The following is a 13,842-nucleotide window of genomic DNA, read 5'->3' as shown; positions in this document are numbered from 1 at the left end:
TATTTTCCAGTAAGTTAATCCACAATTGCGTTATAAACGCATAAAATCATTAAATATTGCAAGAAGCATCATGCTACCAAGCAGTACCATACCAATTTTTAACCCAACCAATTGTATTTGTTCAGAAACAGGCTTACCACGAATTGCTTCAATAATGTAATAAACCAAATGACCGCCATCTAACATCGGAATAGGCAATAAATTTAAAATCCCCAAACTCACACTCATCAAAGCCATAAATGAAATGAATGTCTGCCACCCCATTTCAGCACTTTGACCGGCGACTTTTGCAATAGTAATTGGACCCGACAAATTATCTAAGCCAATTAAACCACGCACCATTTTCACCATCGAATTCAAAATCATTGCTGAAAGTTGCCCAGTCTTTTCAACAGCAACAACAAAAGCTTCAGCAGGATTATATTGAATTGTTTGTTTATATTCAGTAGGAATTGTTAGTTTATCAGTCTGTGCTTGCACACCTAACATACCTGTTACATTTCCCATATTGTCACGTTTACCTTGCGGCATTACTTGTAAATGTACAATCTGCCCTTGGCGTAACACATCAACTTTAAGTAACTTTTCAGGTGATTTTTGTACCACATCTACCACATCAAACCAATCTTTCATTTTCACTTGATTGATTGAAATGATCTGATCACCTTCTTTCATCCCTTGACGAATAGCAGCGCCATCACTACTTAACTTATAAACAGTTGCAGGAATCTGTGGACGATATGGGGTAAAACCCAATACATCAAATGGTGACTGACTTTGGTCTTTTAAGAAATTCTTGATCGGTAAAGCAAAACCCTGCGGCTGACCATTACGCTCAACTTGAACATCGATATGACCTGTTTCACCAACACGGTCAACGATGGCATAGTTGAGTTTCTCCCAAGTGCTGACATCGGTTCCATCTACAGCTACAATTTTATCGCCAATCTGCATTTGAGCTGTTGCAGCAGGAGTATTGGGTAGAATTGCACCAACACGAGTATTTAATTGCTCTTGTGCAGGAAGAAATAGAATCCAGAACAGGACTATTGCAAAAATCAAATTGATCAATGGACCTGCAGCAACAATCGCAATACGCTTCCATGGTGGCTGACGGTTAAATGCTAACGGCAAATCTTCCGCACTAACATTCCCCTCACGCTCATCCAACATTTTGACATAACCACCCAGTGGTAATGCTGAAAGTTGATATTGGATGCCTGATTTTTTCGATGTCCACTTCAACAAAGTTGGACCAAAACCAATCGAATAGACCAGTACTTTTACACCGAGTTTACGTGCAACCCAATAATGTCCAAATTCATGAATCGCAATCAACGGACCAAGTAAGAATATGGCAGCAACAATGATAAATAGAACACTCATGATCAGCTTCCCAATTGTGTAATGCGTTGTGAAGCAACTTGGCGCGCAAGTTGATCTGTCTGCAAAATCGTGTCAATCGAATCTGCCAAACCATTTTGAACGTGATTTAAGGTATGTTCAACCACTTGTGAAATTTCTAAAAACGCAATTTTTTGCTGTAAAAAAGCACTCACAGCAATTTCATTAGCAGCATTGAGAATAGAAGGTGCCAATCCACCCGCCTGCATAGCATTTCGAGCCAGTTTAAGCGATGGAAAACGCGTAATATCTGGCGCTTGAAAATCGAGTTGTGAATGGACAAATAAATCCAGAGGCGGGACATGAGTTTGAATCCGCTCAGGCCATGCAAGTGCATGCGCAATCGGCGTACACATATCAGGATTACCCATTTGAGCCAAAGTTGAACCATCCACATATTGAACCATTGAATGAATGATACTTTGTGGATGAACAACAACTGTAACAAATTGTTCTTTAATTGAAAATAAATGACATGCTTCGATCAATTCTAAACCTTTATTCATCAGGGTTGCAGAATCTACCGAGATTTTTTGTCCCATCGACCAATTTGGATGTTTACAGGCTTGTGCAGGTGTTACAGTTTTTAATTGTTCTAAGCTAAAATTTAAAAATGGGCCGCCTGAAGCAGTCAACAAAACTTGCTTGACCCCCAATTGAGGCTCACCATTGGATTGAATCTGTAAATAATTTTGAGGAAGACATTGAAAAATAGCATTATGTTCAGAGTCGACAGGCAGTAACAAAGCATGATGATCTTTAGCTGCTTGAAGCATAATATCGCCAGACATCACCAAGGCTTCTTTGTTGGCAAGCAAAACGCGCTTACCTGCTTTCACTGCGGCTAAAGTAGGCAACAATCCTGCTGCACCAACAATTGCTGCCATCACTACATCTACATCAGGATGTTCCGATACGGTGATAAGCCCTGCTTCATCTGTGAGGATTTCGATATCAAAAATATGATGTATAGCAAGTAGCTGTTGTAACTCATCTACTTTATCCGATGGTACAACAACACATTTCGGTCGATATTGTTTGCATATTTCACTGAGTTCTTTGATTCGACTAAATCCAGTCACTGCAAAAACTGAATACTGGTCCGAATGCTGTTGTAAAATTTTTAAAGTACTGCGCCCAATAGAACCTGTAACACCTAATATACAAACAGATTGTGACATCTATAAATCTACACCAATAAGTTTTAAAACATACATGCCAGCCGCAAAAAACGGAGCCGCAGCAAGCAATGAATCTATACGATCAAGCACCCCACCATGTCCTGGAAGGATACGACCTGAGTCTTTAATTCCTGCACGACGTTTGATCATAGATTCAAACAAGTCGCCAAGCACAGAGCTAAACACAGTCACAATAGACAAAACTAGGAAAAGAATATGTTGTGGAAGCGTTAAATGTAGGTAAATCGATTGAACCACAATGATCACAATCGCAACAGTGACAATCCCACCAATCAAACCTTCAATTGATTTGTTTGGACTCACATCTGGCGCAAGTTTACGCTTACCAAATTTACGCCCAACAAAATATGCACCACTGTCCGCGCCCCAAACCAACAGGAACAGGTACATCAACCACCAAGGCGAGCTTTTCCAAACTTCAAAAATAGCGGTAACTGCGGCACTGATTAGAACCAAGCCAACAATATTTAAAGTGATATTGTACCAGCCATCGTATTCAGGATAATGTTTTACCCAATACAGACTACACAACCAAGTGAGAATAGAGGCACTCCAAAGAATAAGCGCCAAATCATTAAAATATAATGCTAACCCTGAAAAAAAAGCGGTCAATACGCCGAATCCAGCAGCTTTAATTTTCTTCACATGGTCAGATTCATGTGGCATGAGTTTAAACCACTCATAACCTGCTGCCCCAGCTGCGATAATCATTAACACTAACATTGGATATTGAGATTTTGTTGCAAACATACAACTCAGTACAACTGCCACCAATACCAATGCGGTTATAATCCGCTCTAACATTATAAATTCTCTATATGTTCTTGTTGAATTTGTTCAGAGGTTTTTCCGAAACGTCTTTCACGCCCTGAAAAAATATTGAACGCATGATCCAACTCTTGCACTGTAAATTCTGGCCATAATGTCTCAGTAAAATATAACTCAGCGTATGCAGCCTGCCACAGTAAGAAATTAGACAGTCGGTAATCACCGCCTGTACGAATCAATAAATCCACGGGTGGCAAATCCCCCAAACTTATTTGTTGTGCAAATAACTCAGTATTGATTTGATTCACATCAATTTGTTGATCTTTAACCTGTTGCGCAAGTTTACGTGCAGTATCTGCGATATCCCACATACCACCATAACTAATTGCAATTGTTAAAGTCATGTTACTGAACTTAGCAGTCCTTTGTTCAGCATGCAACATTAATTCACGTAGCTCTGGAGAAAGCCGACTACGATCACCAATAAATCTCAACGAAATTTCGAATTTTTCCATCCGTGGAATTTGCTCATGAATTGTGTCTTCCAACAATTTCATTAACAAATCAACTTCATACTGTGGTCGATTCCAGTTTTCACTTGAAAAAGCAAACACAGTAAGCGCCTGAACGCCAACTTTACGACAATGCTCTACAATCGGATCTAGGACATTTTTACCTTCACGGTGTCCATCACCTTTTTGCAGTTGTTTCTTTTTTGCAAAACGATTGTTGCCATCCATGATGATGGCAACATGTTTTGGAAGATGGTTGTCTTCAGATGTGGTCATTTAAATCTTAGACCTTCATCAATTCAGCTTCTTTCGCAGCAAGACGTTTGTCCACTTCAGCAACAAATTTATCGGTAATTTTTTGGATATCATCACCTGCACGACGCTCATCATCTTCAGAAATTTCCTTATCTTTTAATAATGATTTGATATCGCCTAAAACATCACGACGAATATTACGAATCGCAACTTTGGCATTTTCTGCTTCGTTACGTGCAACTTTCTGCATATCTTTACGTGTTTCTTCTGTTAAAGCTGCCATTGGCACACGAATCGCATCAGCAGTTACTGGGTTTAAGCCCAAATCTGATTCACGGATTGCTTTATCAATTGCAGAAACCATTGAACGTTCAAATGGTTGCACCAACAAAGTACGTGAATCTTCAACACCCACGTTAGCCACTTGGTTTAACGGCACGTCAGAACCATAGTAAGGAACCATAACTCCATTTAGGATCGATGGATGCGCACGACCTGTACGAACCTTTGCAAAACCATGTTCCAAAGACTCCAATGACTTATTCATACGGTCTTCTGCGTCTTTTTTAAGATCGTTAATCATATGATCTTCCTTACTTATTTATCTAAATGTGTATGGGGTCTAATGACATTTCATAAACAGGCGAAGTGTCAATACACCCTAATCTAAAATTGCAGTAGTATAAAGAGCTTTACTACCCACGTACATTAGTTTGTAACGTGAGTGCCCTCTTTTTCGCCCATTACCACAGAAAGCAAAGCACCAGACTTGTTCATATCAAATACTTGAAGTGGCACATTGTGATCGCGGCATAAGCAAATTGCAGTTAAATCCATGACACCAAGTTTCTCATCTAAAACTTCATCAAAACTTAAATGGTCATATTTAACAGCATCATCATATTTGCTTGGGTCTTTATTGTAGACACCATCAACTTTAGTGGCTTTTAAAATAAGATTTGCTTCAATTTCAATACCACGTAAGCACGCTGCAGTATCCGTTGTAAAGAATGGATTACCTGTTCCTGCAACAAATACACACACCTCACCTTGAGTTAAGTGGCGAATTGCATCACGGCTTGAATAGGCTTCAACTACTGCACCAATTGGTAATGCTGACATTAAACGGGTTTTGATGTTACGGCGAACCAAAGCATCACGTAATGCTAAGCCATTCATTACTGTGGCAAGCATACCCATTTGGTCACCCGTTACACGGCCAACCAAACCATCTTTTTGCAATTGACTACCACGGTATAAGTTACCACCACCCACCACGATACCCACTTGCACACCCAAACCAACCAAGTGAGCAATAGATAAAGACATTTGATCTAAGACTTGGGCATCAATCCCCATGTCTTTATTACCCGCAAGCGCTTCACCCGAAAGTTTCAGCAAAATTCGCTCATAGCGTGGCTTTTTAGAATCTAACATCACAAAACTCCAATACTTATATCTACAATTTTATTCGTATTTAATCAAATCGAAATCGGCAACACTTAAGCTGATTTAACGCGAATCAACTTGGCAAATAAATCGTATTCATCTGCATCTGTAATTTCGACTTCAAGTAAATCACCAGCTTTTATCACTGACTTATCAATATCTTCAACAAAAACATTACCATCAATCTCAGGTGCATCTGCATAAGAACGTGCAACTGCGACTGGGAATTCTTCTTCAAGATCATCCACTAAAACCGTCATGGTTTGGCCAATACGACTTTGCAGTTTTTCAGCAGAAATCGCTTGTTGAACTTCCATAAAACGTTCATAGCGTTGTTGCTTAATTTCTTCAGGCACATGATCAGGCAAATCGTTGGCTGTTGCACCTTCTACAGGTGAGTAGGTAAAGCAACCTACACGATCAAGTTTCGCCTCTTGTAACCAGTCCAATAACATTTGAAAATCTTCTTCAGTTTCGCCTGGAAAACCTACGACAAATGTTGAACGAATAACCAATTCAGGACATTTTTCACGCCATAATTTTAGACGTTCCAAGGTGTTTTCACTATGAGCTGGTCGCTTCATCAATTTTAAGATGCGCGGACTGGCGTGTTGAAAAGGAATGTCTAGATACGGAAGAATTTTACCCTGTGCCATTAAGTCAATAACCGCATCCACATGTGGATATGGATAAACATAATGTAATCGCACCCAAATCCCTAACTGACCAAGCGCTTCGCACATGTCATAGAATTTGGTTTTAACAGGCTGACCATTCCAGAAATCAAGCTTATATTTGGTATCTACACCATAAGCGGAGGTGTCTTGAGAAATCACCAAGACTTCTTTTACACCCGCTTTTTTTAACGCCTGTGCTTCATTTAATACAGAGCCAACAGGACGTGACACAAGATCACCACGCATGCTTGGAATAATGCAGAATGTGCAACGATGGTTACAGCCTTCTGATATTTTTAAATAAGCATAATGTTTAGGTGTTAAACGAATACCTTGTTCAGGTACAAGATCTACAAAAGGATTGTGTTTCGGTGGTTCTGGAACATACTGATGGACAGCTTCCATCACATCTTGATACGCCGCCGCACCTGTCACTTTTAAGACATTTGGATGCATCTGGCGAATTTTATCTTCATCTTTACCCAAACAGCCTGTGACAATCACACGACCATTGGCGCTCATGGCTTCACCAATTGCGTCTAAAGACTCTTGTACTGCAGATTCAATAAAACCACAGGTGTTCACAACAACTAAATCAGCACCTTCATAATCTGATGCAACATCATAACCTTCAGTCTTTAACTGCGTTAAAATGCGTTCAGAATCTACCAATGCCTTAGGACAACCTAAAGATACAAAACCGACTTTGGGGGACTTCATGAATCTGCGCTCCACTATAATCCGCGTATTGTATGACTTTTCAAGAGATAAAAACAGGTGGAAACTGCACTCTTTGTATAATGCACCAAAATACATCCAATCAAATAATTAAATTACTACAATGCACCATTTTGGAACAATATAATGATAGCGTAATATGAATGCAGGTTTTTACACTTGAATAAAGCGCAGTAAATGCGCAATTTTTATCATTCATGTAAGAAAACTGCGCAGTATTTAAAAGTTGGCGTGCATCTTGCTTTATATCAGGACGATTTAACCGATTCAATCACCCATGTTCGGGAAAATAGAAAACGAGGTGCAGATGCCATTGCGCTATTTAAAGACAGGAAAGCTCTGCTAATGGATCAATACCCAACAATTGATTATAGATTGCTTGTGGATAATTTAACCACTGCAATTCTTTTGGTCGATTGTAATTTAAATATTTTTTATCTTAATTCATCATGCGAAGCATTGTTTGATATTAGCTTGCTTCGTGCGGCAGGTCAGCCAGTGATTAATATTTTACATGCACCAAATGATAGCTTTAATACCTTGGAAGCATTAAACAACTCAATAAAAACAGGTCAAGCCTATACACGCCGTGAAGCGATTATCAATGTTAACTTTAAAGACATGCATGTTGATTATTCCGTGTCGCAGTTAAATACAGGAAGACCCTATCACCCATTACTATTAATTGAATTAAATCCGATTGATCGGATGCTTAAAATTTCTAAAGAAGAAAACCTGATTCAACAACACCAAGTTGCACGGCAACTGATTCGAGGTGTTGCACATGAAATCAAAAACCCATTAGGTGGAATTCGTGGTGCAACTCAACTGCTTGCTCGTAGTTTAAATGATCCACAATATGCGGAGTTCACCGATATTATTATCAGTGAAGTCGATCGTTTAAGAAACCTTGCTGATACTATGCTGGGTTCACGTCAGCTCCCGAGCTACGAACTGGTCAACGTGCATGAACCGCTTGAACGTGTTCGCTCTTTAATTGTAAATCAAACCAAGAAAAAAATTAAAATCACACGAGACTATGACCTTTCATTGCCTGATGTCAAAGCAGATCGCGATCAACTGATTCAAGTGATGCTCAATATTAGTGTCAATGCGGTACAGGCGATGACTGAGAATCGTGAGTTTTTTATTGATCATCAACCTGAACTGATGTTGCGTACACGCATTCAACGTTTGGTGACGATTAATGGCGTACTGAATAAATCAGCCATTCGTATTGATATTGAAGACAATGGCCCTGGTGTTCCTGAAGAAATTTTAGAATCCGTGTTTTATCCGCTTGTGACTGGCCGTGCCAAAGGAACAGGTCTTGGCTTAAGCATCGCACAAAATATCATGCATCAACACAACGGAATGATTGAATGCCAATCCGTTCCTGGAAAAACAGTATTTAGCTTATATCTACCTTGGGAGTCTAACCATGTCGCATAATAAAATTTGGGTGATCGATGACGACCGTGCTATGCGTTGGGTCTTGGAAAAAACATTTAAAGAAGAAGGCTTCGATGTCACCAGTTTTGAAGAAGCACAATCTGCTTTAGATCAGCTTCCAAGCAATGTGCCAGATGTCATTCTCACTGATATTCGTATGCCCGGCATTGATGGTTTAACCTTCCTAGGAAAAGTCAAAGGAAGTTATCCTGATCTGCCTGTGATTATTATGACAGCACACTCAGATTTAGAATCTGCAGTATCGAGCTATCAAACAGGTGCTTTTGAATATCTTCCAAAGCCATTTGATATTGATGAAGCACTTGCACTGGTGAATCGTGCCATTTTGCACATCAACAAGCTGCAACAACAAGAATCTGCCAAAGTCACTCCAATTCAATCTACTGAGATTATTGGTGAATCCCCTGCAATGCAGGAAGTTTTCCGCGCCATTGGACGTCTATCTCAATCGCATATTACCGTATTGATCAACGGGGAGTCTGGGACAGGTAAAGAGTTAGTTGCGCATGCTTTACATCGCCACTCACCAAGAAGCAGTAAACCATTTATTGCTTTAAACATGGCTGCTATTCCAAAAGATTTGATTGAAACTGAATTATTTGGTCATGAAAAAGGCGCATTTACTGGTGCCAATACTCAACGCCAAGGTCGTTTTGAACAAGCCAATGGTGGAACCTTATTCTTAGATGAAATTGGTGATATGCCATTTGAAACACAAACACGTCTACTCCGTGTTTTGGCAGATGGTGAATTTTATCGTGTTGGTGGTCATATTCCAGTTCGTGTTGATGTTCGTATCGTGGCAGCAACACATCAAGATTTAGAAAAATTGGTCAATGATGGCCGTTTCCGTGAAGACTTATATCATCGCTTAAATGTCATTCGTATTCATATTCCTAAACTTGCTCATCGTTCTGAAGATATTCCGATGTTGGCGCAACACTTCTTGGCACGCGCGGGTAAAGAACTCGGGGTTAGTCCAAAAATTTTACGCCCAGAAACGCAAGAGTATATTCAAAAACTGCCTTGGCCAGGCAACGTACGTCAACTCGAGAATACCTGCCGCTGGTTAACTGTGATGATCACAGGCCGTGAAGTGTATCCAGAAGACTTACCGTCAGAATTAAAACAAATTCCAATCAATAAATCTGATGATCAAGGTCAAGCGCAAGCTGGTATCGACCGTGTTGCATTACATCATTGGGATGAGTTACTGGCGCAATGGGCGATTCAAAAGCTTAAAAATGGTGAAATGAAAATTTTAGACATTGCCACCCCAATGTTTGAACGTACTTTGATCATCGCAGCACTTCAACAAACCCGTGGCCGTAAACGTCATGCTGCTGAACTCTTAGGTTGGGGGCGTAACACTTTAACCCGCAAACTCAAAGAATTAGGCATGGATTCTGCTGAAGATGATGAAGAGGAAGACAAAACTGTTTTAGCCGAATAATAAGCCATTCATAAATATAAAGTTTACTCCAACCATATTTCGTAAGAATATGGTTGTTTTTTATTGGCTCATGGTGAAAAATAGCCTCGTGAAATTTAAACTTTATCGTCTAGGATAAAAATGAACAAAACTGTTGTTTTACTTAGCTTACTTTCTATTTTTAGTGTTGCTTGTTCTAAAAACAAACCGCATGACAGTTCTGAACATCAAGCAGAAGCACCAGTGGTTAAAAAAGTACATAAAGCAGCCAATTCAGATAATTGCTTTAAGTTAGAACCCAACAAACAGTTTACTCTAAACAACAATGAAGAGACAGAAATCCAGATTGTTCCCACAACCTTTAACAATCAGAAGGCAATAGCAATCGTTAGACAAGGCGCAGGTGTGCGCACAGATTATATCTACGATTTAACTGGCCGTACCATGCTTGCAAACTTGGACTATGGTATTGCTGCGCTCGGATCAAATCCTAATGATGTGCTGGTAAAAACCACCTATCAAGCCCCGCTTCCAACATTCCCATCCAATCTCAAACCACAGCAAAAGTTTCAAATGACTTATAATGCAGTCATTGAGTCGCAAATGGATAACAATGATAAGTCTGAAAACAATAAGACGATTGACTTAGTATTTGTAGGGTTTGAGGATCTGACTTTAATTGACAATGATGACAATACCTTAAAGTTCGATAATGCATGTCATTTCATTTCTCAAATCGGAGATGAAACATTGGATGAATGGTATGCTGAAGGATATGGGCAAATTAAATATGTTAAAAAGAAACAGAATGGCGACGTAAAAAGTAGCGAAGCAATTGGCGATGACCCACAGCCTTAATTTAAATCAGCCAGTCAACACCTATTGACTGGCTTTGATCATTTTTATGTTCGATTTTACTTTAAAAAGCCTGATACCAAATTCATGACATTTTGAATATCACCATTGGCTTCAGTGTGATCTGTTGCATCACCTTGTGGTGTGAGTGAATCAATAATTTGCGGTAATACTGTAGAGATTGCACCATATACTTCATTGGTCGGAACATTAGCTTGTTGAGCAACTTGTTCAACTTGCTGACCTCCAAATAAACTCTGGATTTGCTCTACATTTACAGCACCATTACCTTGTGACGGATCGACCCAACTTTGAACTTGCCCACCTAAACCTGCACCTTGTAATTTAGCTAAAGCACCTTGTAGGCCACCATTTTGTTGAATCCAACCCAAGACTAATGGCACAACTGCAATCAATAAAGATGAGGCATTAAAACCACCCGCTTGTGGTGCTTGTTGTTGTTGTCCACCTGTCAAACCACCTAAAACTGAACCGAGTACGCCACCCAATCCACCTTGTGATTGTTGTTGCTGCCCACCCAAGCCACCGAGTACTGAACCAAGTACCCCGCCCAATCCACCACCAAGCCCGCCTTGTGATTGTTGTTGTCCGCCAAGTGCTTGTTTTGCCAGAATTTCCACAATATTGGTTAAATCTGTCATGAGTTTTCCTTTTTTAAGTTTTATGAGACAAGTACAGCATACTTGGCTTTAACCTATTCACCAAAATTGGAATTGTTAAATTTTGCAATAGCTTAAGGCTGATTTTTATAACCAAAATAAAACCATTACCAACGAAATTTATTCCAGTTTTCTGGGTTGGCCCAGAACTTAGAATTAAACCAATCTGGTACATGTTTATAGGTCAAAATATTAAACTGCCAAAGTGCAAAATCATTTTGATGTAAGGTTTTATCAATCAGTTGAGTAAAACCAAGCGATCTGAGCAACTGTTCATCTTTTAACTGACATGCCACGACGATTCGTTTTGCCAGTAAATCACGCAACTTGACCAATAACTGAGATTTCTGCAAATCGGTCACCCCAGACATTTCATCTGTATCTAAAAGTACAAATCCTAAATCATATCGTTGCGTAAAAGGCAGACTTAAAAACTCAGATACGTTAAAATAGGACCATTGAATTGAATAATTTGTAGGGTATTGCGCCAAATTTTGCCCAATACACAATGCAGTTTGAATTGGCTGTTCTTGCGATAAATCGTCTAGCATTGAAGTGATGACATTTTGCTCAGCCATAACTGCACCTTTTTTGAAGCGAGTAATTAAACATGGAACTACAAGGCATTTGTCATAAAATGCATGCAGGTCTTAAAGACCTTAGTGTAACTGATCAACAAACACATAAGGCAAATGTTGAATATAAATTTATATTAGATCGCTCAGAAACCGAGCTACCATTTAGTTTAGGCCAGGAAATTGAGATTGAAGCGACAGGAAATATTTATTGTGTTTCTTGTGGCGCAAAAACACCGAAGTCTTATTCGCAAGGCCACTGCTTTAAATGCATGAAAACCAAGGCGTCTTGCGACATGTGTATCATGAAGCCTGAAACTTGCCATTATCATTTAGGTACTTGCCGTGAAGATGATTTTGCTCATGAAGTTTGCTTTCAACCGCATATTGTCTATCTAGCAAATTCAAGTGCTTTAAAAGTGGGGATTACCCGTCTAGGTCAAATGCCAACACGCTGGTTAGACCAAGGTGCGACCCAAGCACTGCCTATTTTAAAAGTCGGTTCGCGCCGTCTTTCAGGTCAACTTGAAGTCATGTTTGGAACACAGGTTGCAGATAAAACGGATTGGCGAAAGTTACTTAAAGGTGAAGCTGAACCGATTGATCTGATTGAAATTCGTAATGAATTGGTTCAAGAATTTTCCCCTAAGATTCAAAGCATTCGCGATGAGTTTGCGCAAAATCTTGAATTTAATGAAACGGTTGAATTGTTAGAAAATGAATTACCTCGTGAATTCATCTACCCTGTCGATATTTACCCTGAAAAAGTTAAATCGCACAATTTAGATAAAACCCCAATCATTCGGGGCAAGCTACAAGGAATCAAAGGTCAATACTTGATTATGGATACGGGTGTCATCAATATTCGTAAATATACAGGTTATGAACTTAAAGTTCGGGCGGAATAATTTTTCACACCCAAACCCAGAAATTGATTCATACATACTCCTCTTTATCTTAGATTTAGAGGAGTTTTTTTTCATTAGCTTAGAAATTTAAAATTATATCTATCAATATAACGGTCTTAATATAGGACCCTAATTTTGCTTTTTAAATATTAAATAGACATGATTATTATCGTATGGTAACAGGTATGGTGGTGCAGGATGCACTACACAAGTATATTCAAACGCTCAATGTCAATTTTGAAGTACATGCTCCTCAATGATATGAATTATTTTTATGAAATGATATAAACTTATAAGCATTGATTCATTTTAGGCATGTGTTTACATTAAGCAAACTTAGATCAATAATAAGATTGATAATGCCATTTGTATAAATAAACTATGAAATTTCTTAAACTTATAATTGTCACTAGCTTTTTGATTTTATCCACTTTCACCCATGCAAAAGATACATCTAATGCAAAAATGGAAAGTGAGCTTTTATTAAAATTTCTACTACCAAAGGCCGAATATTTTCTTAAAAAAAATCGTGGATTCTACCCATTAGCAGCTACTTTAAATTATAAAAAAGAAATTATTACTCTAGCAACTTATAATGGTAACGAATTTCCTAAATCAACAGATTTAATTCAAGACCTAAATCAAGCTTTTCAGCTTGGCGGACAAAAGAAAGAATATAAAGCAACGGGAATGATTTATGATATTAAACTTACATCAGTAGCGTCAGGAAAAAAAACAGATGCTTTAGTTGTTGCACTTAACCATGTCGACCACTATTCAATCCTGATTACCTTACCCTATCAATTAAAAAATAATAAAATAATTTACCAAAAATCATTTGCCAATGAAGGTGATTACAAAATTTTTCCAGCAGCTCGATAAGCAAACGAATATTTGCTTAATCAGTTGCTAGC

At 38.8% G+C, this 13,842-nt stretch carries 14 protein-coding genes; 5 read left to right on the top strand and 9 right to left on the bottom strand.

The window, feature by feature from the left end; genetic code table 11:
• Positions 1 to 30: 30 nt before the first annotated feature.
• The 7 genes from rseP to rimO form a co-directional block, all read right to left on the bottom strand.
• Positions 31 to 1,386, bottom strand: a complete 1,356-nt coding sequence (gene rseP / locus CQZ96_RS01450) for an RIP metalloprotease RseP (RefSeq protein WP_105712469.1) — start codon at positions 1,384 to 1,386, stop codon at positions 31 to 33.
• A gap of 2 nt (positions 1,387 to 1,388) precedes the next feature.
• A complete protein-coding gene (gene ispC, locus CQZ96_RS01445; RefSeq protein ID WP_004719735.1) occupies positions 1,389 to 2,585 on the bottom strand; it encodes a 1-deoxy-D-xylulose-5-phosphate reductoisomerase in 1,197 nt (398 codons plus the stop codon).
• A complete protein-coding gene (locus CQZ96_RS01440) occupies positions 2,586 to 3,410 on the bottom strand; it encodes a phosphatidate cytidylyltransferase (RefSeq protein WP_004719733.1) in 825 nt (274 codons plus the stop codon). It abuts the gene before it with no gap.
• Positions 3,410 to 4,162, bottom strand: a complete 753-nt coding sequence (uppS, locus tag CQZ96_RS01435; protein WP_004719730.1) for a polyprenyl diphosphate synthase — start codon at positions 4,160 to 4,162, stop codon at positions 3,410 to 3,412. The genes CQZ96_RS01440 and uppS overlap by 1 nt, the downstream gene beginning before the upstream one ends.
• 7 nt (positions 4,163 to 4,169) lie before the next feature.
• Complete coding sequence (gene frr, locus CQZ96_RS01430) at positions 4,170 to 4,724, bottom strand: ribosome recycling factor (RefSeq protein WP_004719727.1); 555 nt, start codon at positions 4,722 to 4,724, stop codon at positions 4,170 to 4,172.
• 125 nt (positions 4,725 to 4,849) lie between these two features.
• Positions 4,850 to 5,578, bottom strand: a complete 729-nt coding sequence (gene pyrH / locus CQZ96_RS01425; protein ID WP_004719725.1) for a UMP kinase — start codon at positions 5,576 to 5,578, stop codon at positions 4,850 to 4,852.
• 65 nt (positions 5,579 to 5,643) lie between these two features.
• Complete coding sequence (rimO, locus tag CQZ96_RS01420; protein WP_004719723.1) at positions 5,644 to 6,987, bottom strand: 30S ribosomal protein S12 methylthiotransferase RimO; 1,344 nt, start codon at positions 6,985 to 6,987, stop codon at positions 5,644 to 5,646.
• A 363-nt stretch (positions 6,988 to 7,350) separates the two neighbouring features.
• On the opposite strand from rimO, the gene glnL reads away from it, so the two are divergent.
• The 3 genes from glnL to CQZ96_RS01405 all read left to right on the top strand — a co-directional run bounded on the left by glnL (position 7,351) and on the right by CQZ96_RS01405 (position 10,768).
• Complete coding sequence (gene glnL, locus CQZ96_RS01415) at positions 7,351 to 8,457, top strand: nitrogen regulation protein NR(II) (protein ID WP_034613940.1); 1,107 nt, start codon at positions 7,351 to 7,353, stop codon at positions 8,455 to 8,457.
• Positions 8,447 to 9,931, top strand: a complete 1,485-nt coding sequence (glnG, locus tag CQZ96_RS01410; protein ID WP_105712468.1) for a nitrogen regulation protein NR(I) — start codon at positions 8,447 to 8,449, stop codon at positions 9,929 to 9,931. The genes glnL and glnG overlap by 11 nt, the downstream gene beginning before the upstream one ends.
• A 120-nt stretch (positions 9,932 to 10,051) precedes the next feature.
• Entirely contained in the window at positions 10,052 to 10,768 is a 717-nt protein-coding gene (locus CQZ96_RS01405; protein WP_004719717.1) for a hypothetical protein, read from the top strand.
• 56 nt (positions 10,769 to 10,824) lie between these two features.
• On the opposite strand, the gene CQZ96_RS01400 is transcribed toward CQZ96_RS01405, so the two are convergent.
• Positions 10,825 to 11,427 (bottom strand): YidB family protein, encoded by a 603-nt coding sequence (locus CQZ96_RS01400; protein WP_004719714.1) that lies wholly within the window; start codon positions 11,425 to 11,427, stop codon positions 10,825 to 10,827.
• A 125-nt stretch (positions 11,428 to 11,552) separates the two neighbouring features.
• Complete coding sequence (locus tag CQZ96_RS01395) at positions 11,553 to 12,023, bottom strand: DUF6231 family protein (RefSeq protein ID WP_004719712.1); 471 nt, start codon at positions 12,021 to 12,023, stop codon at positions 11,553 to 11,555.
• Between the two features lie 32 nt (positions 12,024 to 12,055).
• Between CQZ96_RS01395 and CQZ96_RS01390 the strand changes: the two genes are divergently transcribed.
• Both CQZ96_RS01390 and CQZ96_RS01385 read left to right on the top strand, forming a co-directional pair.
• Positions 12,056 to 12,928, top strand: a complete 873-nt coding sequence (locus tag CQZ96_RS01390) for a DUF2797 domain-containing protein (RefSeq protein ID WP_004719710.1) — start codon at positions 12,056 to 12,058, stop codon at positions 12,926 to 12,928.
• A gap of 381 nt (positions 12,929 to 13,309) precedes the next feature.
• Complete coding sequence (locus tag CQZ96_RS01385; RefSeq protein ID WP_105712467.1) at positions 13,310 to 13,810, top strand: hypothetical protein; 501 nt, start codon at positions 13,310 to 13,312, stop codon at positions 13,808 to 13,810.
• Positions 13,811 to 13,842: the final 32 nt, after the last annotated feature.

Origin of the sequence: Acinetobacter sp. MYb10 (assembly GCF_002980175.2) — a bacterium.
GTDB lineage: Bacteria > Pseudomonadota > Gammaproteobacteria > Pseudomonadales > Moraxellaceae > Acinetobacter > Acinetobacter guillouiae.
The sequence above is the reverse complement of the archived record's forward strand: the minus strand, read 5'-3'. Positions and strand labels throughout refer to the sequence as shown.

What these genes read in the sequence shown, in the direction of transcription:
- rseP (WP_105712469.1), bottom strand. Translation starts at nt 1,386, where the DNA reads ATGAGTGTTCTATTTATCATTGTTGCTGCCATATTCTTACTTGGTCCG.
- ispC (WP_004719735.1), bottom strand. Translation starts at nt 2,585, where the DNA reads ATGTCACAATCTGTTTGTATATTAGGTGTTACAGGTTCTATTGGGCGC.
- CQZ96_RS01440 (WP_004719733.1), bottom strand. Translation starts at nt 3,410, where the DNA reads ATGTTAGAGCGGATTATAACCGCATTGGTATTGGTGGCAGTTGTACTG.
- uppS (WP_004719730.1), bottom strand. Translation starts at nt 4,162, where the DNA reads ATGACCACATCTGAAGACAACCATCTTCCAAAACATGTTGCCATCATC.
- frr (WP_004719727.1), bottom strand. Translation starts at nt 4,724, where the DNA reads ATGATTAACGATCTTAAAAAAGACGCAGAAGACCGTATGAATAAGTCA.
- pyrH (WP_004719725.1), bottom strand. Translation starts at nt 5,578, where the DNA reads ATGTTAGATTCTAAAAAGCCACGCTATGAGCGAATTTTGCTGAAACTT.
- rimO (WP_004719723.1), bottom strand. Translation starts at nt 6,987, where the DNA reads ATGAAGTCCCCCAAAGTCGGTTTTGTATCTTTAGGTTGTCCTAAGGCA.
- glnL (WP_034613940.1), top strand. Translation starts at nt 7,351, where the DNA reads ATGGATCAATACCCAACAATTGATTATAGATTGCTTGTGGATAATTTA.
- glnG (WP_105712468.1), top strand. Translation starts at nt 8,447, where the DNA reads ATGTCGCATAATAAAATTTGGGTGATCGATGACGACCGTGCTATGCGT.
- CQZ96_RS01405 (WP_004719717.1), top strand. Translation starts at nt 10,052, where the DNA reads ATGAACAAAACTGTTGTTTTACTTAGCTTACTTTCTATTTTTAGTGTT.
- CQZ96_RS01400 (WP_004719714.1), bottom strand. Translation starts at nt 11,427, where the DNA reads ATGACAGATTTAACCAATATTGTGGAAATTCTGGCAAAACAAGCACTT.
- CQZ96_RS01395 (WP_004719712.1), bottom strand. Translation starts at nt 12,023, where the DNA reads ATGGCTGAGCAAAATGTCATCACTTCAATGCTAGACGATTTATCGCAA.
- CQZ96_RS01390 (WP_004719710.1), top strand. Translation starts at nt 12,056, where the DNA reads ATGGAACTACAAGGCATTTGTCATAAAATGCATGCAGGTCTTAAAGAC.
- CQZ96_RS01385 (WP_105712467.1), top strand. Translation starts at nt 13,310, where the DNA reads ATGAAATTTCTTAAACTTATAATTGTCACTAGCTTTTTGATTTTATCC.